We start from the raw sequence: 17,793 nt of genomic DNA on the forward strand, positions 1-17,793 counted from the left end.
AGGCAGCGCCTTCGCCGCGTTCGCAGAAGCCGAAGGCCTCGAACTGCATCATGACGGCGATGGTGAAGTCGTCGTACGGCTGGAACATCCGCACATCCTTGGGCGCGAGTTCCGCCCTGCGCAGCACTTCCGGGCCGATCCTGCCGAAGCCGGTCTGGGTGATGTCGGCCACCGGGTCGGCGCCGTTGAAGTTCGTGACTTCACCGTACGCCACCGGATACACCATGTTCCTTAGACCGAGCCGCCTGGCGTTCGCCGCGCTGGTCACGATGAACGCGTTGGCGCCATCGCAGAACATCACGCTGTCCAGTACCCGCAGCGGATCGGAGATCACGCGCGACTGCAGGTATTCCTCCATGGACAGCGGCTTCTGGAACTTCTTCAGCGCGTTCGGATTGTGCAGCGCATGGGCGCGCTGCGTCACGGCGATCTTGCCCAGCGCCTGGGGATCCAGGCCATACTGATGAATGTAGCGGCTCATCAGCAGGCCGAAGCTGGCCGGCGGCCCCTGGACGCCGGGGGGATCCTGGAATTCGCCGCGGTACGCGCCGTAATTCGAGCGCCAGTCGCTGCTGGGCGCGTCGGCCGACATGACGACGGCCAGGGTGCACATGCCGTCGCGAATCGCCGACATCGCCCGCGCCACGCCCCCGGTCGCGGAGCAGCCGCCCATGCCGCCATAGTTCAGCCACGTCGGCGTCAGGCCCAGCGCTTCGGTCATATAGACGGCAAAGAACGGGTTCTGGGCTTCGGACAAGGCGGTAGTGACGGACAGCCCGTCGATCTCATTCTTGTCGATGCCCGTGCGTTCCAGCAGCTGGTCCAGTGCCTCGCCGGCCAGGTCGTAGGCGCTGCGTCCCGTCTTGAACCCGACCGGCGTTTCCGCGTAGCCGGCGATCACCATATCCCTTTTCTTCATGCTTTCACTCTCCTCGGAAATCCGGCGCTCTTTTCTCGCGGAAGGCCGACAGGCCTTCCGCCCGATCGCGCGTGAAATACAGCATGAAGGACACGTCGCCCTCCGCTGCCATGCCCTCGGCCAGCGGCAGGTCCATGCCACGGTCGATCATGGCCTTCGTGAACATCACCGACAAAGGCGCATTGCCGCCTATCGCGCGCGCCAGCTCACGGGCCTTGTCCAGCGCCTGGCCCGCCTCCGTCATATGGTTGACCAGGCGGTACTCGCGCGCTTCGGCGGCGCTCAGGCGCCTGCCGGTCCACATCAGCTCCTTGGCCAGCGCGGGCCCGACCAGGCGCGGCAAGGTCTGCGTGCCGCCGCCTCCCGGCATCAGGCCCAGGCGGATCTCCGGCAGGCCGAATTTGGCATTGGCCCCCGCCACGACAAGGTCCCCCACCAAGGCAAGCTCCAGGCCGCCGCCCAGGGCATAGCCTTCGACGACGCTGATAATGGGCTTGGAGTACGTGGGCAACTCGCGGAACAGCCGGTTGACCTTGCGCAGCCGCCGCCGCTTGCGGTAGAAGTCGAAATACTCGTTGTCGGCAATGGTGAACTCGCTGGTGTCGATGCCGGTGCAGAACGCCTTGTCGCTGCCCTTCACGATCACCGCGGCGATCCCGCGCGCCGACTCGGCTTCGTTAAGTACGTCCATGATTTCCTGCGCCGTCTGTTCGCGCAGGGAGTTCATCTTCTCGGGGCGATTGAGGGTGATTTCCAACCAACCCTCGACGTGCTCGACAATGAGGTCTTCGGTGTGCATGTTCATCGGATACTCGCTGTTTCAGTGCTGACGGATTCAGTGCCCGGGGCTTCGTGCACGGATTCGGTAGCGCGCGCGGGCGCGGGCTGCCCCGGCGCAACGTGGCCGCCGATGGCGTATTCGATTCTTGCGTGCATGTCGGCCATGCACGCCGGGATCGCCCGCTGCGCGGCATCGATGGAGAGTTCCAGGCAAACCCGCGCGGGCGCCGCCAGGACCAGCACGCGGTCGGCGATTTCCAGGGCATCCTCGATGCGGTGGGTCACGAAGACGCAGGTCTTGCGCTGTTCCCTGATGATCTCCGCGAAATCGCGGCGCAGCGTTTGCGACGTCACGTGGTCGAGCTGGCTGAAGGATTCATCCAACAGGACCAGGGCGGGATCCACCGCCAGCGCCCGCGCCAGCGACACCCGCTGACGCATTCCCCCCGAGAGCTCGACGGGATACTTTTCGCAGGCGTCCTGCAGCTTGACACGCGCCAGCCATTCCCTCGCCCGCTGCCGTGCCTGGTTCTTCGGCACATCCAGCAGCAGCAGCCCCAGTTCGACGTTCTCTTGTGCCGTGCGCCACGGCAGCAGCCGGTCCGTCTGGAAGCTCACGGCCAATTTTCCGCGCAAGGCCTTGAAGTCCAGCGCCGGGTCCACGCCAGCCACATGCACCGATCCCGCATCGGCCGTGGCGGTTCCCATCAACAGCGACATGACCGTGCTCTTGCCGGCGCCCGTCTGGCCCAGCAAGGCCACCGTTTCGCCCTCGCGTACATCCATCGTCAGGTGATCGATGGCGGTATGGCTGCCGAAGCGCTTGACGACGTCCCGCAGGGCGATGATTGTGTTCCGGGTATCGTTCATCATCGCACCTGCACCTCTTTGCGCCAGCCCAGGAAGCGGCGCTCCGCGCACCCGGCCAGCCATTGGAACAGCAGGTTCAACATCACGAGCAGGAAGGTCCACGCCATCACCTGGTCGATGCGAAAGGTGGACTGCGCAAAGCTCATGCGCGAGCCTATGCCGACGGCCGAAGCCACGAGTTCGGCGAAGATCACCATGCGGATGGCGTATCCGATCACCGATTTCGTGGTCAGGAAAATATACGGAATGATGTGCGGCGCCACCAGGAAGCGCAGCATCTGCCACCGCGAGGGACGGAAACTTTCCAGCATGTCGACCCATTCCGTCGAAAGCGCCCTCACGCCCTCGTAGACGTTCAAGGCATAGAACGGCAGCAGGATGACCGCCAGGATGAAAAATATGCGCGCCTCGGGATCCTTGAACCAGAACACGGCAAGCAGCATCCACGACAGCGCCGGTATCCCCGTATCGATAATGACGACCGCCTTCAGGTAGGGCCCGACATGCCTGGACGTTCCCATCAACAGCCCGACGATCACGCCCGCCAGCGCGGAGAAGACGATCGCGGCGGCCAGGCGCGCCAGCGTGATCGCCACGTGGATCAGATCCGAGCCCAAAAGTCCGGCCAGCGCCTTGGCGATCGCCTCGGGCGACGGCATGATGTAGTCCGGCACGTAACGACTTGCCACCTCCATCGCGGCCAACAGCAGCACGACGACGCAGATCAAGGCTTTCAGATCGCGCCGGTCGCGCTTCTCCGGCCTGGGGGTTGGGGTTGACGCGCGGGTTGCCATGGATGCGGGACGGGCGATGGGCTTCACGCGTTGCCCGGCGGGAATGTCGACCTGGTTCATGATGCGAAGAACTCCTTATCGACCATCGCGGGCAAGGCGCCGCTGCGCTTGAGGAATTCATTGGCGACGAGTATCGAACGACGCCCCTCTTCGGTTTGCATGGAGGTGTGCTTGAACTCCAGCCGTCTCGAATCGATGGCGGTCTTCAGGACTTCCGGCGACGCGCCGGAGTTGCCGCCCGCGATCTTGACCGCCTCGTCCGTCTGCGTGGTAATGCCCTGGATGCTTTGCTGGAAAGCGCGGTTCAGGCGTTCGACCAACCCCGGATCGCGGGCGATCGCGTCCTTGCGAACGGCCACGCCGAAGTAAGGCAGATCCAGGTGCAACTTCCGGCGGAACGCCTCGCCGGCGCTATAGAGCACTCGCATATCAGGCACGCGCTGAAGCCCCGCCGACACATTGGGTTCCCACGACAGGCCCGCATCGGCGCGGTTCGCCATGACCAGGGTGACGGACGCCGCGGGATTGTCGACGTTCTGGACCGTCGCCACTTTCTCCAGATCGATACCGTCGATTTCCTGCATGACGGCCCGCATCATCCTGTATGTGCCCGTCGATTGCGGCGCCGCAACGGTTCTTCCACGCAGGTCCTGCAGCCCGCGCACCGCCTGCGCGCGGGTCACGATATTGATCATGTTGCCCGTCGTGACGGAACAGACGTACTGCAGCGGCACGCCGGCCAGGTAGCGGGCGGCGAACGTATCCCAGCTGCCTATGCACACGTCGTAATTTCCCGCGACAAAGTCGTTGTAGTACGTGCTGACCGCGGTATACGAGGTGGGTTCGGCCAAGGCCAGGCCGTTGGCCTTGCCCAGCTGCTTTACCGTTATATAGTCGGTCAGCAACGTCGTGAAACCCGGGGTCAAATTGGCCCATTTGAGGGGCGCCTGGGCGCGCGCGGGACTGATCAAAGACCCCACGCCGAGGATGGCAGCCGGCCCCAGGGCCGACGCGGTCCGCAGCAGCGCCCGGCGCGATAGTGCACGTCCGTTCATGCTTGTCTCCGTTATATTTTTGTCCCGCCGCGATCGCTGGCGTGGCCGTCGGCGCCCGGTGAGTCAGTGAATGGTAGGATAGGCTCGCGGTCGGGGATAGCCGCGAAATCGGGACGGGCGTTCCAGCCGTGGAACGCTGGCGGCGCGTCAGATGTGGTCTCATCCACGCAGCACCGTTACCGGCCCGGGCTGTTTCGCGGACATTCCCCGCTCCTACCGTCCGGCCTCCTCTGTCTGGCATCGTTTCCACTTCTCGGGATATGGCAGAAAGACTCGATCTCAACTCGCTGCGTCTTTTCTACGAAGTGGTGAACGCGCAGAGTATTTCGCGCGCGGCCGCGGAGCTGGGCCTCCCCAAATCGTCGATCAGCCGCAAGCTGAGCGAACTGGAACGCCACGTCGGCACGGCCTTGTTGAAGAAAGGGCCGCGCAAACTGACGACCACCGAAATCGGCGCGCGGTTTTACGAGCATTGCCGCCGGGTGGTCGACGAAGTGGAGCAGGCGCGCAACGACTCCCTGACGCTGCAAAGCGAGATGCGCGGGGTCCTGCGCGTCAGCATTCCGATCGACTTCGGGATGTCGTGGATAGGCCGGGCACTGGCCGAATTCGTCCAGGCCTATCCGGAAATCGAACTGGAAGTGGACGTCAACAGCCGCACCGTCGACCTGCGTGAAGAACCCTATGACCTGACCATACAGCTCGGTCCGATCAAGGATACGGACCTGATCTACCGGCGGCTGGCCACGCTGACCCGCGGGGTTTATGCCAGCCCGGAGTACCTGGCGCGACGCGGCGTACCGCTGGCGGTCGACGATCTGCACCGCCACGACTGCATTATCACGGTGCAGCAGCGCCTGGACGGGATCTGGACGCTGCGCAACGAAGCGACCCACCGCTTCGCCACCATCCATGGGAAGGTGGTGGTCAACAATATTTCGATTGCGCGCGAGATGGCCATTGGCCATGTCGGCATGTGCATGCTGCCCAATCTGATGTGCGGGAACGATTTGCGCGCCGGCCGGCTGCGGCGCGTGCTCGAAAACTGGGAAAGCCCCTCCATGCACGCGACCGCCATGGTGTTGAGCCGCAAAGGCATGCCGAAAAAGATCCGCGCGTTCCTGGATTTCTTCTCGGAACGCCTCAATAGCGACGATCGCGCGCTGCGCTGAGGCGGGCCTTCGGCCCGCGCGCGCGCCCGTCCGCCCGCATGGGGTGCCGGCTCACGCCCGGGCGACTGGCTCCTCGTCGCGCACCGTGTTCGACAGGCAGCTGACGCCCGCAATCTCCACTTCCACCACGTCTCCGGCACTCAGGAAGACGGGCGGGTTGCGCTTGAAGCCGACGCCGCCCGGCGTTCCGGTAACGATGACGTCGCCCGGTTCCAGGGTGGCAAAGCTTGACGCATAGTGCACCAGACGCGGGATATCGAAGATCAGCTGCGCGGTAGTCGCGTGCTGCATGACCTGTCCATTCAGCCGGGTGGTCAGGCTGAGTTCCGCGCCGTCGGCGATCTCATCGCGGGTTGTCATCCATGGCCCGAAGGCGCCGGTGGCATCGAAGTTCTTGCCCGGCGTCCACTGGGTGGTGTGCTGCTGCCAATCCCGTACGGAAACATCGTTGTACGGCGCATAGCCCGCGATGTGGTCCCAGGCCCGCGCCGGCGGTATGTGGCGGCCGGAACGGCCGATCACGATGGCGATCTCGCCCTCGTAGTCCACCTGCCGCGAGGCGCGCGGCACGACGATGGCCTGCCCATGACCGATTTGCGAACCGGCCACGCGCAGGAACAAGGTCGGCTCGCCGGTCGGCGCCCGGTTGGTTTCGCGCCGATGGTCTTCGTAGTTCAGGCCGACGCACAGGATCTTCCCTGGATCGGGGATCACCGGCAGCAGGTGCAGGCCCTCCATGGATAGGCGCGGCCCTCCGGTACCGGCGCGAGGCAGCGCCTGCGCGGCGTCGCCCGCGGCCAGCAAGGACTTCAAGGTCGGATACATGCCGTCGGTCAGCGCCATGCCGTCCACGACCTGCCCGCGGTCGTCGAGAATGCCCCAACCCGCTTGTCCTTCATGCATGTAGCTCAGTAGTTTCACGTCTTGCTCCTTGTGGAATTAATGGCATGCTTGCAGGCACGCCGGGTATCGAATGCAATGACCTGCCGTACAGACGGAGCTGCCTTACCCATGAACATCACCATCAAGCAGTTGCGGGCCTTTATCAATGTGGTCAACGCCGGCAGCTTCACCGAGGCTTCCAAGCGCCTGTATGTCACACAGTCCGCGCTCAGCCTGCTTTTGCGGGACCTGGAAAGCGAGCTGGGTTTCCGGCTGCTGGACCGCAACAGCCGCCGCATGCAGCTGTCCACCATGGGCGCGGAGTTCTATCCGCTGGCGGTTAAGGTGGTGGACGATCTGGATACCGCCGTCAGCAGTACCTTGCAACTGCACGAACGGCAGCGCGGCAGCGTCGTGGTGGCGTGCACCTTGCTGTATGGACAGGCCCTGATGCCGCAGATCCTGGCCGCCTTCGGGCAACGCTATCCCGCCATCACGGTGCGGATGCTGGACCTGCCCAACGAACAGGTCCTGAGCCGCGTGGCGGCCGATGAAGCCGATTTCGGGATAGCGCCGCAACGGCCGACGCCAACCGGTCTGGTCCAGGAACGCCTGTTCCAGGACCGCATCCAGCTTATTTGCCCCAGCGACCACCCCTTCACCGGGCGCAAGCGCGTGACCTGGACCCAGGCCCTGGCCCATCCCTTCATCAGCCTGCCGCTGGACTTCACCGTGCGGCTGCAGGCCGACCTGCTGGCGTGGTCCAAGTCGCTGACCCTGAATCCGCGTCATTCGGTTTCCTATCTGACGACCGCGCTGGGCATGGTCAAGTGGGGTCACGGCCTGACAGCCCTGCCTTCGTATTCGACGCCGCTGCTTACCGCGTATGGACTCGCGGGCGTGCCGGTGCGCGATCCGGTCATCCATCGGCAGGTGTCGCTGTTCACCAAGCGCAGTCGCAACCTGTCGCCGGCCGCGACCAGCCTGATGGACTTCATGCATGAATTCATGTCCCAGGCTCGCTAGGCATCGGCCCCCTGGGCCAGGGCGTCGCAAACGGCCGCACCCACGTCCTGGGTCGACGCCTTTCCTCCCAGGTCGGGCGTGTGCGGCCCATCGCGCAGTACCCGTTCGATGGCGCGCAGCAAATCGGCGGGGGCAAGGGCGTGCCCCAGGTGCTCCAACATCATCGCGCCGGCCCAGATCTGGCCTATCGGGTTGGCAACGCCCTTGCCGCTGATGTCCGGCGCCGATCCGTGCACCGGCTCGAACAGCGAAGGGAAGCGGCGTTCGGGGTCGATATTCGCGGACGGCGCGATGCCGATGGTGCCGGCGGTGGCAGGCCCCAGATCGGAAAGGATATCCCCGAACAGGTTGGACGCGACGATGACGTCGAAGCGGGCCGGATCGAGCACCATTTTGATGGTCATGGCGTCGACGTGATACTGCTCGGTGGCGATGTCCGGATACCGTGCCGCCATCGCCGCGAATCGCTCGTCCCAGAACGGCATGGTGATGGCAATCCCGTTGGACTTGGTGGCCGATGCCAGCCGGCGGCGCGGCCTGGCGCGCGCGAAGTCGAACGCAAAGCGCATGACGCGATCCACGCCCTTGCGGGTAAAGGTCGACTGCTGGCAGGCCATCTCCCTTTCCGTGCCCGGGAACAGGCGGCCGCCCACCGATGAGTATTCGCCCTCTGTGTTCTCCCGCACGACCCAGTAGTCGATCTCGCCGGGCTGCCGTCCGGCAAGCGGGCAAGGCACGCCCGGCATCAGGCGCACGGGCCGCAGGTTGACGTACTGGTCGTACTCGCGCCGGAACTGCAGCAGGGATTCCCACAGCGACACATGGTCCGGCACCGTCGCCGGCCATCCGCAGGCGCCGAAGTAAATGGCGTCGCAACCGGCCAGCCGGGCCTTCCAGTCCGACGGCATCCACGTGCCGATGCGTTCGTACTGGTGGCAGCCCCAGTCGTGGACATCGAACGACAGTTCGATACCGTGCCGCCGCGCGGCGGCCTGTACGGCGCGTACGCCGGGGGGCATGACTTCCTGTCCGATGCCGTCACCGGCGATGACCGCGATGCGATGCGCCTTCATGGTGGCTATTCTTCCTTCGTGTGTCGAGTGGCGTCCTGGCCCGCGGCGGCACTCGGCCGCCCCGGGGGATATGAAAGCCTCCGCGCGGGAGGTGCTAGAGATCGAGAACCAGCTCCGGGTCCAGGCTCCCGGAGCAGCAAATCATCATGCTCGCGCCCGCGGCCTTCTCGGTGTCGCTCAGGACCTGGTCGCGGTGATCGGGACGGCCGGCCAGCACGGCGGTTTCGCAACTGCCGCACACACCCTGGCAGCAGGCGTGGGGCGGCTGCTCGCCCGCCTCCAGCAAGGCCTGGAGAATGCTTTGGCCAGGCAGGACCGGCACCGTACGGCCCGTACGCGCCAGGCGGACCGAGTAGCCGCCCGCCGCGGCCGGTGCCTCATCCGGCGCGAACTGTTCGGCGTGCGCCCGCCCCGGCGCCAGCGCGGTGGCGTGTTCGCGGAATGCCCGCAGCATCCCGCCCGGCCCGCAGCAATAGACGTGCGCATCGGCCGGCATTTGCGCCAGGACCTCCACGATATCCAGCCGCCGCGGCGCCTCGCCCGCATCGAAATACAGTTGCACGCGGGGGTCTTCGCGCAGTTCGTCCACGTAGGCGGCCGCGTCCGGATGCCGGGCGCAGTAGTGCAGCCGCCAGCGCCGGCCCAGCGTCTCCAGGCGGCGGATCATGCAGCGTATGGGCGTGATGCCGATGCCTCCGGCGATGAAAACGGACTCCGGCGCTTCTTCGACCAGCTCGAACAGGTTGCGCGGGGGATCGGCCTGCAGTGTCTGCCCGACGCGCGCCGCTTCATGCAGATAGCGCGAGCCGCCCCGGCTGTGCGTATCCCGGTTCACGGCGATCACGTAGCGATGGCGCTCCGCCGGGCAATTGGTCAGCGAATAGCTGCGGGACAGGCCGCACGGCAGATGCAGCGTCACGTGCGCCCCCGCGCCGAAGGGTGGCAGCGTCCCGCCCCCATCGTCCACGAGTTCATAGCTGTGTATGCCAGACGCTTCCTGCGCGATCGCGCGGATGCGAAGCTTCAATCGGGATTCCATGATCATGCCGGTCGCGGTAATGATTGCTGCGGGATCAACCGGCCTTGATGCCGGCGGCGCGCGCGACACGCCCCCATTTGTCGTACTCGGACAGGAAGAACTTCCGGAAATCGTCGGAGGATCCCCCGGCCACCTCGGCGCCTTGCGCCACCAGTTCCTTTTGCAATGCCGTGTCGGCCAGCACCTGGTCGGTCGCGTGCGCCAGCCGCGCCACGACATCGGCGGGCATACCGGCCGGACCCAGCAGGCCGAACCATGTACCCGCCTCGAATCCCTTTACGCCGGCTTCCTGCATGGTGGGCACGTTGGGAACGAGCTGCGAACGCTGGGTCAGCGTAATCGCCAGGGCATCGAGCTTGCCCGCCTGCACCTGCGGGAGTGCGGACACCAGCACATCGAACATCACATTGACCTGGCCGCCGATGACGTCGACCAGTCCCGGGGCACTGCCCTTGTACGGCACATGGACCATGTCGATGCCGGCCAGGGACTTGAACAACTCGCCCGCCAGGTGCGCGGCGCTGCCGGTCCCGAAGGATGCGTAGGTAAGCTTGCCCGGATTCTTCTTTGCCGCATCGATCAGGTCCTGCACGGTCTTGAAGCCCAGCTTGGGGTTGGCCACCAGCAATAGCGGCGCCTTGGCGACAAGCGTGATCGGCGTAAAAGCGTGTACCGGGTCATAGGGCACCTTCGCATACGCGTGCGGCGTCACCACCAGCGGCCCGGCCGCGCTGAACAGCAGTGTGTAGCCGTCCGTCGGCGCCTTCGCGACAAGGTCCTGGCCTATCATGCCGCCCGCACCGGCCCGGTTCTCGACGATCACCGGCTGGCCCAGGCGCTCCGTTAATCCTTTGGCGACCAGGCGCGCGGTGCTGTCGGTCGAACCGCCCGCCGCATAAGGCACGATAAGCCGGATGGGTTTGTCGGGATAGCCGGCCGCGGCGGCACAGGCGCTGAAGGCCAGCGCCAGGCCGGCGCAAAGACCACGTATCGGGTTTTTCATGTTGTCTCCTCGGGTAAATACGATGCGACACCTCTATGGGCGTTCGCGGCAATGCGTAGACGGCTTCAGGCGCAGGCCTCGTCGATGTGGCCGGTGACGCTGCCGAAGCGTTCCTGCATGATGTCTTCGAACGACAGCCCTTGCGCCGCGATCCAGCTGCCGGATCTCAGCCGGTAGGCCTGGTGGCGCCAGGGCGCCTGCGGCTCGGTACCCTGCGCCAGCGCGCGCGCCCCAGCGATCAGGGTGCGGCGAAAGCGCACGATGGCGGCGTCCGTCGCGGTCAGGTGTTCGCGCGTGCGATCCGCGATGCGGCCCTGGCTTTCCTGGATCATCGCGTCCTGCTCGGCTACGCCGCGCACACCGGTGTAGGTTTTGTGCTTCTGCTCCTGCCGGTCCAGCAGGTAGCCGTTGGATAAATTGCGCAGCGGAATGAAGTGTTCGTCGACTTCCGCCACCACGCCATGGCCACTCTTGAGCTGGTGGATCTCTTCCTGCGTCAGGTCGCGTTCGGGATTCCACACGTATGTGTAGATCCAGCACGCGTGGTCGTCGATCGGCACGAAGGTGTAGCCGAAGTAGTTTTCGCCGGGCAGTGTCGTCGGCGTGGTGCTGTGCGACGGCAGCGCGAACTGGGCCGTGCGCCAGTAGATATCCTGCCCGTCGGCGCGCCGCGCGCCGCCCACCACGAAACCGACATCGTGATCCAGGATCGAGAATTTCGGCATGGGATCGCGCCGGATCCACGCCAACCGTCGTTCATCGGCCGGCGCGTCGGCGTTCTCATTGGAGGGCACGCCCGGCGCCGGCATGTGCAGAAACGAGAAGTGGGACGTATCCAGCGCGCCTTCCATGGCTTGCGCCCAATTGCATTCCTGCCGCTTCTTGGTTACATAGCGGCGGCTGGCCGGCAAGGTACCGAATTCCAGCACCGGCACCTCGGGTAGCCGTCCGTCATCCGGGCGCGGCCCCATATAGGCCCAGACGATTTCTCCGAACTCGCGCGTCGGATAGGCTTTGATTGCCATGGTCTTGTGGTAGTTGGAATCCGGCGCGACATTGGGCAGGTCTACCGCCTTGCCATCCACGCCGAACTTCCAGCCATGGAATACGCAGCGCAAGCCGCAGTCCTCGTTGCGCCCGTAGTACAGGTCGGCACCGCGATGCGGGCAGACGGGTTCCACCAGTCCCACCCTTCCTTGCGTATCGCGAAAAGCCAGGAGTTTTTCGCCCATGACCTGCACGCGCACGGGCGGGCCGTCGGGGTCGGGCAGTTCGCGCGAGAGCGCGACAGGCTGCCAGTAGCGTCGGAAGTACTGGCCCATGGGTTGGTCCGGGCCGGTGAGCGTCAGCAGGTCGTTATCGGGGGCGGTCAGCATGGGAGATCCATCGGCGGAAAGGTTGACATCGGATTCAGGCGGGACGGCGGATACCGTAGGGGGCACCCCACTCCAGGCAGTCGTCCGTGGGGCCGGATGGCTCGAACTCGCAGCCGACCCAGCGATCCCACCCCAGCGCTTCCAGCTGCGCGAAGAAGAAAGGGAAATGGATCTCACCCGTACCGGGCTCATGGCGCCCCGGGGCGTTGCCGATCTGGATGTGACCGATGTGCGGCCACGCCTGCTTCAGCGTATTGGTGAGATTGCCCTCCTCCATCTGCACATGGAAGGTGTCGAAGCACAGCTTCACATTGGGCCGGCCCAGCGCTTCTATCAGGGCCACGCCTTGCTCGATACGGCTGTAGAAGTAGTCCGCGAAGCGTGCGCGGCAACAGGGTTCCAGGATCAGGGTCAATCCTTCACGCTCCAGCAAGGGGGCCGCGTAATCGAGGTTGCGCAGGAAGGTCTCGCGGCAACGCTCGTGCTCCGTTCCGGGGGGGACATTACCGGCCATCGCGTGGATCATGGGCTTGCCGACCTGCATCGCGTAGGCGACGGCGGTTTCCACGCTGCGGCGGAAGTCATCCTCGCGCCCGGGCAAGGCGGCGATGCCGCGTTCGCCCGCGGCCCAGTCGCATGGCGTCAGCACCTGTACCAGCCGCAAGCCGTTTTCATCCAGCAACCCGGCGATCTGGCGCGCGGGGTACTCGTAGGGGAAGGCCACCTCTACACCCTGGAAGCCTGCGCGCGCGGCGGCGCGGTACCGTTCCAGCATGGGCAGCTCGGTGTACATCCATCGAAGATTCGGATCGAAACGCAGCATTGTCGCGGCCTCCTTGCGCGTCCCCTCGTGATGGGGGAATAGGCGGTACTGTAGGGAGGGCGCTCAGGCGGATCAATCCGATTCGCCCAATCCTTGAATGAGGAAAGCTTATAGATGGCCCTCGGACCGCCCGCGCGGGCCCGGGTTAACCCTGGCGTTCAACGGCTGCGTTGTCGCTCATAATCACCTGATAAGAAACCCTGCGGCCCGGCTCCGGGACGTCCTGTGGCCCCACCGCGGGCCATGGCGTCCACCCTCCGGCTCGACGGGGCTCTCCAAGGGCGCAGCATGGAATTGAAATGGCTGGCTGATTTTCTGAGCGTGGCCGAGACGCAGAGTTTTTCGCGTGCGGCGGGCCTGCGGCATGTCACCCAATCGGCCTTGAGCCGGCGCATCCAGCAACTGGAACAGTGGCTCGGGGTCAATCTGTTCGACCGCACGGTCACGCCGGTGCGGCTGAGCCGCAGCGGCGAAGACCTGTTGCCGCGCGCGCGTGAATTGCTGCATCTTTTGCAGACGACGCGGGCGGAGGTCGGTCGCCAGGAAACCGTCGTGGAAGATGTGCTGTCGTTTTCCATGCTCAGCACCCTGTCCCTGACCTTTTTCCCCCATTGGGTGCAATCGCTGGGCGACGCGTGCGGCAGCTTCAGCTGGCGGCTCAACGACGCCCATACCCCGATGGCCGATAACGTGGCCAGCCTGGCCAGCGGCGAAAGCGATTTCCTGCTTACCTACGCGCATCCCCTGGTGCCCTTGGGCATGGATGCCGCAAGCTACCCCTTCCATAGCCTGGGCTACGAGAAAGTCCTGCCCGTGAGCGTCCCGGACCGCGACGGCAAACCGGTGCATGCCATACGCAAGGACGGGCCGGCCATCCGCTATCTCAGCTACGGTCCCTCGGCCTTCCTGGGCAATGCGTTGCGCGAGGTGCTGGCGCAGCGCCCGCTGCCGCTGAAAACGGTCTACCAGAACGCCGTGGGGGCCGGGCTGAAGGCCATGGCCTTGACCGGTGCCGGCGCGGCGTGGATCGCGGAAAGCCTGATCCGGGCCGAGCTTGACGCGGGCACGCTGGTCGCCGCGGGCGATGGCTCGTGGACGCTGGACGCGGAGATCCGTATCTATCGTTCGCTGGCGAACAGCCGGCCCGTGGTCGAGCGGTTCTGGTCAGCCATCGGCGCCAGCCTGGCGCGGCGCCAGCCGGTGGACTGGATCGGCGCCGCGGCATAACTCCCTGCGAAATCCGCGCCTGGCCTGCCGCCCCGGACTCAGCCGGCGCGGGGCTCCTTGTGGTGTCAACAGGCCCTAAGCCGTCATGCCTGCGCCCTTGCCATGGTATGGCAGATTCGCGTTCAGCAAGGCGCGGGAATACGGCTCGCGCGCGCGGCCATGGCGGAAATCGTCCTCGCTCATTTCCTCGATCAGGCGGCCGCGGTCCATCACCGCAACCCGATCGCACAGGTGGGCAACGACGGCAAGGTTGTGGCTGACCATGATGTACGTCAGGCCGCGCCGCGCGCGCAGCGTCTTCAGCAGGTTAAGGATTTCCGCCTGCACGGACACGTCCAGCGCCGACGTGGGTTCGTCCAGCAGCAGGATTTCCGGCTCGATGATCAGCGCGCGGGCGATGGCGACGCGCTGGCGCTGGCCACCCGACAGTTCGTGCGGATAGCGGTAGCGGAATGCCGGTCCCAGCCCGACCGCCAGCAAAGCCTCGTCGACGCGCGCCTGGCGCTGGTCCATGCCATGGATAACCAGGGGCTCCAGCAGCGCCTGCTGCACCATCTTGCGCGGATGCAGGCTCGCGTAGGGGTCCTGGAACACCATCTGGGTGCAGCGGTAGACCGCCTTGTCGCGCGCGCGCCCCACTTCCTTGTCCCGCAGCAGGATAGAGCCGTGGTAATCGGCGTTCAGGCCGGCGATGGCGCGCAGCAGCGTGGACTTGCCGCAACCGGATTCGCCGATCAGGCCGAAGGACTCCCCTGCCAGCACCTGGAACGAGACGTCGTCCACCACCGTCCTGGCGTCCTCGCCTTCGCCGAACGCCACGCGCAGGCCTATCGTCTCGACGATGCGTTCCCCCGGCCGCATCATGCGCGCCCCTCGCCGGCGGGCCGCAGCGGAAGCAGCCAGGCCGGGTCCCGCGCCACGGTCGCCAGCGTATCGACCTTGCGGTCCAGGCGCGGCAGGCAGTCCAGCAAGGCCCGGGTATAGGGATGCCGCGCGTGGCGCAGCGCGCTGGCGGGAATGTCCTCCAGGATCTGGCCGGCGTACATCACCAGCACGCGATCGCAGAAATCGGCCACCAGGTTCAAGTCGTGGCTGATGAACAGCAGGCCCGCGCCCCGCCGCGCGACCAGGTCGTCCAGGATGCGCAGCACCTGCCGCTGCACGGTCGCGTCCAGCGCCGATGTCGGTTCGTCGGCGACGATCAGGTCGGGTTCGGGGATCAGCATCATGGCGATCATGACGCGCTGGCCCATGCCGCCGGAAACCTCGTGCGGATACTGCCGGAACACGCGCTCCGGATCGCGGATATCCACGGATTCCAGCATCTGCAGCGCCTTGACGCGCGCCTGCGCGGCGCTGGCGCGGTGATGCAACCGGTACGCCTCGGTGATCTGGTGGCCGATCCGCATAAGGGGATTCAGGGAAAACTTCGGGTCCTGCAGGATCATCGAGATCCGGTTGCCGCGTATGGTGCGCATGCGCCTTTCGGAGGCGGCCAGCAGATCGATGCCGTCGAAGTTGATCTTGCCGGCTTCGATCCGCGCGGCCTTGGGGGCAAGTTTCATGATCGAACGGCCCGTCAGCGATTTTCCCGAGCCCGATTCGCCGACGATGCCGACCTTCTGGCGTCCGATGGCGAACGAGACGCCGCGCACGGCATGGTGGCCGTGGCGCGCGCCATCGAAGCGCACGTTCAGGTCTTCGACTTCCAGCAGCGTGTCAGCCATGGCGGGGATCCATCATGTCGCGCAGTCCGTCGCCGAACAGATTGAACGCCAGCCCGGCCAGCAGGATGGCGCAGCCCGGGACGGCGGCGATCCACCATGCCGTCATCAGAAACTGGCGTCCGGACGACAGCATGGCGCCCCACTCCGGACTGGGCGGCTGCGCCCCCAGGCCCAGGAAGCCCAGCCCCGCCGCGGTCAGGATGATGGATGCCATGTTCAGGGTCACCCGCACCACCACGGATGTCAGGCACATGGGGACGACGTGGCCCAGGATGATGCGCGCCGGCGATGCGCCCTGCAGCCGCACCGCCGCGATGAAATCCGACTTGCGTATCGCCAGGCTTTCGGCGCGGGCCAGGCGCGCGATGGGCGGCCAGGAAGCCAGGGAAATCGCCACGACCGCGTTTTCGATGCCCGGTCCCAGCGCGGCGACGAAGGCCAGCGCCAGTATCAGGCTGGGGAAGGCCAGGAAAATGTCGACCGCGCGCATGATGACGATATCGGCCCAGCCGCCGAAATAGCCCGCCACGGTCCCCGCCAGCAGGCCCACGGGCGCGACGATGACCGCGGTCAGGCCGACGATGTACAGCGTGATGCGGGTGCCGTAGACCAGCCGGCTGTATACGTCGCGGCCCAACTCGTCGGTGCCCAGCCAATGCCGGGCCGAGGGCGCCTGCAGGCGCGCGGCCAGGTTCTGCGCATAGATGTCGTGGGTGGCCAGCAGCGGCGCCAGGATGGCGATCAGCACGAAAGCCACGATCACGCAGAAGCCCGTCATGGCGGGAGGATTGCCCGCCAGGCGGCGCCACCGCAGCCATGCCTGCTGGACGCGGGCATGCCAGGGCGATCGCGGGATCGGCGCCCGTATCCATTCCGAGAATCGCGCGCGCGGCGGCGTGCCGCCGGTCTTGGTGTGCATGGCGGGCCTCACCGCGTTCTAGGGTCGACGATCCGGTACAACAGATCGCAAAGAAGGTTCAGGACCACGAATATCAGGCCGATCAACAAGGTGCAGCCGACCACGGCGTTCATGTCGCCGGCCAGCAGCGCATTGGTCAGGTAGCGCCCGAAGCCGGGCCAGGCGAAGACCGTTTCGATCAATACGGCGCCTTCCAGCAGGAAGGCGTACGACAGCGCGACCACGGTGACCACCGGCACGGCGACATTGCGGAAAGCGTGTATCCACACGGTGCGCGCCCAGGACAGGCCCTTGGCGCGAGCCGTGACCACGTACTCCTGGCCCAGTTGCTCGATCATGAAGCTGCGGGTCATGCGGCTGATATACGCCATGGCGCTGAATCCCAGGATGGAGGCAGGCAGGACGATGTGGCCGAACACATTGGCGAAGACGTCCCAGCTGCCGGACAGCGCCGCGTCCAGCAGGTAAAAGCCGGTGCCGTCCGCCAGGTCGAATTCGTAGGCGAGGTCGATGCGTCCCGGCCCGCCGATCCAGCCCAGCGTGCCGTACAGCAGCACCAGGCCCATCAGGCCCAGCCAGAAATTGGGCGTCGAATGGCCCAGCAGCCCGACGACGCGCACGGCGTGGTCCAACCAGGTATCGCGATACATCGCCGAGAAGACGCCGGCCGGAATGCCCAGTCCGGTCCCGATGAGGACCGCCACGCTGGCCAGTTCCAGCGTGGCGGGAAACACGCGCGCGATATCCTGCAGCACGGGCTTGCCGGTGGTCAGCGACGTGCCCAGGTCCAGCGTCAGGATGCCGTGCAGGTAGGAGCCGAACTGGACGATCAGCGGTTGGTCCAGGCCGAGCTGGTGGTACATCGCGTCATAGGCTTCCTTGGTGACGTTATCCCCCAGCACCGCGACGACCGGATCCAGCGGCAACAGCCGGCCGATGAAGAACGTCAGCGCGGCCAGTCCCAGCAGCGTGATGCACACCGACAGCACCGTGCGGCCCGCGGCCCGGGCCTTCGCCAGCAGGCGATTGCGCGCCTGCACGGGATCGGGGCGGCGCGGCTGCCGCGGGGCTTGCGGTTCGGCGAGTGGCGGCGTTGCCGTCGTCATGC

The 17,793-nt window shown here is 65.9% G+C and carries 18 protein-coding genes; 3 read left to right on the forward strand and 15 right to left on the reverse strand.

Translation table 11 applies throughout. The features are described 5' to 3' along the window. From ACO1P8_RS10600 to ACO1P8_RS10620, 5 genes are all read right to left on the reverse strand, one after another. On the reverse strand, positions 1 to 919 hold a 919-nt coding region (locus ACO1P8_RS10600), incomplete at its 3' end, for a thiolase family protein (protein ID WP_486295851.1). Positions 920 to 923: 4 nt separating this feature from the next. Further along, the gene (locus ACO1P8_RS10605) at positions 924 to 1,724 is read right to left on the reverse strand and encodes an enoyl-CoA hydratase/isomerase family protein (RefSeq protein ID WP_486295852.1); all 801 of its coding nucleotides are present in this window, start codon (positions 1,722 to 1,724) and stop codon (positions 924 to 926) included. Further along, on the reverse strand, positions 1,721 to 2,572 hold the full coding sequence (locus ACO1P8_RS10610) for an ABC transporter ATP-binding protein (protein WP_486295853.1): 852 nt from the start codon (positions 2,570 to 2,572) through the stop codon (positions 1,721 to 1,723). The genes ACO1P8_RS10605 and ACO1P8_RS10610 overlap by 4 nt, the downstream gene beginning before the upstream one ends. After that, on the reverse strand, positions 2,569 to 3,423 hold the full coding sequence (locus tag ACO1P8_RS10615) for an ABC transporter permease (RefSeq protein ID WP_486295854.1): 855 nt from the start codon (positions 3,421 to 3,423) through the stop codon (positions 2,569 to 2,571). The genes ACO1P8_RS10610 and ACO1P8_RS10615 overlap by 4 nt, the downstream gene beginning before the upstream one ends. Further along, a complete protein-coding gene (locus ACO1P8_RS10620) occupies positions 3,420 to 4,418 on the reverse strand; it encodes an ABC transporter substrate-binding protein (protein WP_486295855.1) in 999 nt (332 codons plus the stop codon). Before ACO1P8_RS10620 ends, ACO1P8_RS10615 begins: the two co-directional genes overlap by 4 nt. Before the next feature lie 260 nt (positions 4,419 to 4,678). Here ACO1P8_RS10620 and ACO1P8_RS10625 point away from each other — a divergent pair, with 260 nt between their 5' ends. Beyond that, positions 4,679 to 5,590 carry a LysR family transcriptional regulator gene (locus ACO1P8_RS10625; protein ID WP_486295856.1) on the forward strand — a complete coding sequence of 304 codons (912 nt, stop codon included), beginning with the start codon at positions 4,679 to 4,681 and terminating at the stop codon, positions 5,588 to 5,590. A 51-nt stretch (positions 5,591 to 5,641) separates the two neighbouring features. Here the strand turns inward: ACO1P8_RS10625 and ACO1P8_RS10630 are convergent, their stop codons facing one another. Further along, on the reverse strand, positions 5,642 to 6,511 hold the full coding sequence (locus ACO1P8_RS10630; RefSeq protein WP_486295857.1) for a fumarylacetoacetate hydrolase family protein: 870 nt from the start codon (positions 6,509 to 6,511) through the stop codon (positions 5,642 to 5,644). 90 nt (positions 6,512 to 6,601) lie between these two features. On the opposite strand from ACO1P8_RS10630, the gene ACO1P8_RS10635 reads away from it, so the two are divergent. Continuing rightward, complete coding sequence (locus tag ACO1P8_RS10635; RefSeq protein ID WP_486295858.1) at positions 6,602 to 7,498, forward strand: LysR family transcriptional regulator; 897 nt, start codon at positions 6,602 to 6,604, stop codon at positions 7,496 to 7,498. On the opposite strand, the gene ACO1P8_RS10640 is transcribed toward ACO1P8_RS10635, so the two are convergent. The 5 genes from ACO1P8_RS10640 to ACO1P8_RS10660 all read right to left on the reverse strand — a co-directional run bounded on the left by ACO1P8_RS10640 (position 7,495) and on the right by ACO1P8_RS10660 (position 12,812). Further along, on the reverse strand, positions 7,495 to 8,571 hold the full coding sequence (locus ACO1P8_RS10640) for a tartrate dehydrogenase (RefSeq protein WP_486295859.1): 1,077 nt from the start codon (positions 8,569 to 8,571) through the stop codon (positions 7,495 to 7,497). The genes ACO1P8_RS10635 and ACO1P8_RS10640 overlap by 4 nt on opposite strands. 94 nt (positions 8,572 to 8,665) lie before the next feature. Then, the gene (locus ACO1P8_RS10645) at positions 8,666 to 9,616 is read right to left on the reverse strand and encodes a PDR/VanB family oxidoreductase (RefSeq protein WP_486295860.1); all 951 of its coding nucleotides are present in this window, start codon (positions 9,614 to 9,616) and stop codon (positions 8,666 to 8,668) included. A gap of 28 nt (positions 9,617 to 9,644) precedes the next feature. Further along, complete coding sequence (locus tag ACO1P8_RS10650) at positions 9,645 to 10,613, reverse strand: tripartite tricarboxylate transporter substrate binding protein (protein WP_486295861.1); 969 nt, start codon at positions 10,611 to 10,613, stop codon at positions 9,645 to 9,647. Between the two features lie 65 nt (positions 10,614 to 10,678). Further along, positions 10,679 to 11,989, reverse strand: a complete 1,311-nt coding sequence (locus tag ACO1P8_RS10655) for a Rieske 2Fe-2S domain-containing protein (protein ID WP_486295862.1) — start codon at positions 11,987 to 11,989, stop codon at positions 10,679 to 10,681. Between the two features lie 34 nt (positions 11,990 to 12,023). Beyond that, entirely contained in the window at positions 12,024 to 12,812 is a 789-nt protein-coding gene (locus tag ACO1P8_RS10660) for a hydroxypyruvate isomerase family protein (RefSeq protein ID WP_486295863.1), read from the reverse strand. A 288-nt stretch (positions 12,813 to 13,100) separates the two neighbouring features. Between ACO1P8_RS10660 and ACO1P8_RS10665 the strand changes: the two genes are divergently transcribed. Continuing rightward, entirely contained in the window at positions 13,101 to 14,039 is a 939-nt protein-coding gene (locus ACO1P8_RS10665) for a LysR family transcriptional regulator (protein WP_486295864.1), read from the forward strand. Positions 14,040 to 14,114: 75 nt separating this feature from the next. On the opposite strand, the gene ACO1P8_RS10670 is transcribed toward ACO1P8_RS10665, so the two are convergent. From ACO1P8_RS10670 to ACO1P8_RS10685, 4 genes are read right to left on the reverse strand one after another with little or no spacing between them, the layout of a single operon-like run. Then, a complete protein-coding gene (locus ACO1P8_RS10670; protein WP_486295865.1) occupies positions 14,115 to 14,903 on the reverse strand; it encodes an ABC transporter ATP-binding protein in 789 nt (262 codons plus the stop codon). After that, positions 14,900 to 15,766 carry an ABC transporter ATP-binding protein gene (locus tag ACO1P8_RS10675; RefSeq protein ID WP_486295866.1) on the reverse strand — a complete coding sequence of 289 codons (867 nt, stop codon included), beginning with the start codon at positions 15,764 to 15,766 and terminating at the stop codon, positions 14,900 to 14,902. Before ACO1P8_RS10675 ends, ACO1P8_RS10670 begins: the two co-directional genes overlap by 4 nt. Next, entirely contained in the window at positions 15,759 to 16,685 is a 927-nt protein-coding gene (locus ACO1P8_RS10680) for an ABC transporter permease (protein WP_486295867.1), read from the reverse strand. Before ACO1P8_RS10680 ends, ACO1P8_RS10675 begins: the two co-directional genes overlap by 8 nt. 8 nt (positions 16,686 to 16,693) lie before the next feature. After that, positions 16,694 to 17,791 (reverse strand): ABC transporter permease, encoded by a 1,098-nt coding sequence (locus tag ACO1P8_RS10685; protein ID WP_486295868.1) that lies wholly within the window; start codon positions 17,789 to 17,791, stop codon positions 16,694 to 16,696. Positions 17,792 to 17,793: the final 2 nt, after the last annotated feature.

The organism is Bordetella sp. (assembly GCF_057362025.1).

Bases quoted from the DNA above. Each gene is read 5' to 3' on its own strand.
- ACO1P8_RS10605 (WP_486295852.1), bottom strand. From the start codon at position 1,724: ATGAACATGCACACCGAAGACCTCATTGTCGAGCACGTCGAGGGTTGG.
- ACO1P8_RS10610 (WP_486295853.1), bottom strand. From the start codon at position 2,572: ATGATGAACGATACCCGGAACACAATCATCGCCCTGCGGGACGTCGTC.
- ACO1P8_RS10615 (WP_486295854.1), bottom strand. From the start codon at position 3,423: ATGAACCAGGTCGACATTCCCGCCGGGCAACGCGTGAAGCCCATCGCC.
- ACO1P8_RS10620 (WP_486295855.1), bottom strand. From the start codon at position 4,418: ATGAACGGACGTGCACTATCGCGCCGGGCGCTGCTGCGGACCGCGTCG.
- ACO1P8_RS10625 (WP_486295856.1), top strand. From the start codon at position 4,679: ATGGCAGAAAGACTCGATCTCAACTCGCTGCGTCTTTTCTACGAAGTG.
- ACO1P8_RS10635 (WP_486295858.1), top strand. From the start codon at position 6,602: ATGAACATCACCATCAAGCAGTTGCGGGCCTTTATCAATGTGGTCAAC.
- ACO1P8_RS10640 (WP_486295859.1), bottom strand. From the start codon at position 8,571: ATGAAGGCGCATCGCATCGCGGTCATCGCCGGTGACGGCATCGGACAG.
- ACO1P8_RS10645 (WP_486295860.1), bottom strand. From the start codon at position 9,616: ATGATCATGGAATCCCGATTGAAGCTTCGCATCCGCGCGATCGCGCAG.
- ACO1P8_RS10650 (WP_486295861.1), bottom strand. From the start codon at position 10,613: ATGAAAAACCCGATACGTGGTCTTTGCGCCGGCCTGGCGCTGGCCTTC.
- ACO1P8_RS10655 (WP_486295862.1), bottom strand. From the start codon at position 11,989: ATGCTGACCGCCCCCGATAACGACCTGCTGACGCTCACCGGCCCGGAC.
- ACO1P8_RS10660 (WP_486295863.1), bottom strand. From the start codon at position 12,812: ATGCTGCGTTTCGATCCGAATCTTCGATGGATGTACACCGAGCTGCCC.
- ACO1P8_RS10665 (WP_486295864.1), top strand. From the start codon at position 13,101: ATGGAATTGAAATGGCTGGCTGATTTTCTGAGCGTGGCCGAGACGCAG.
- ACO1P8_RS10670 (WP_486295865.1), bottom strand. From the start codon at position 14,903: ATGATGCGGCCGGGGGAACGCATCGTCGAGACGATAGGCCTGCGCGTG.
- ACO1P8_RS10675 (WP_486295866.1), bottom strand. From the start codon at position 15,766: ATGGCTGACACGCTGCTGGAAGTCGAAGACCTGAACGTGCGCTTCGAT.
- ACO1P8_RS10680 (WP_486295867.1), bottom strand. From the start codon at position 16,685: ATGCACACCAAGACCGGCGGCACGCCGCCGCGCGCGCGATTCTCGGAA.
- ACO1P8_RS10685 (WP_486295868.1), bottom strand. From the start codon at position 17,791: ATGACGACGGCAACGCCGCCACTCGCCGAACCGCAAGCCCCGCGGCAG.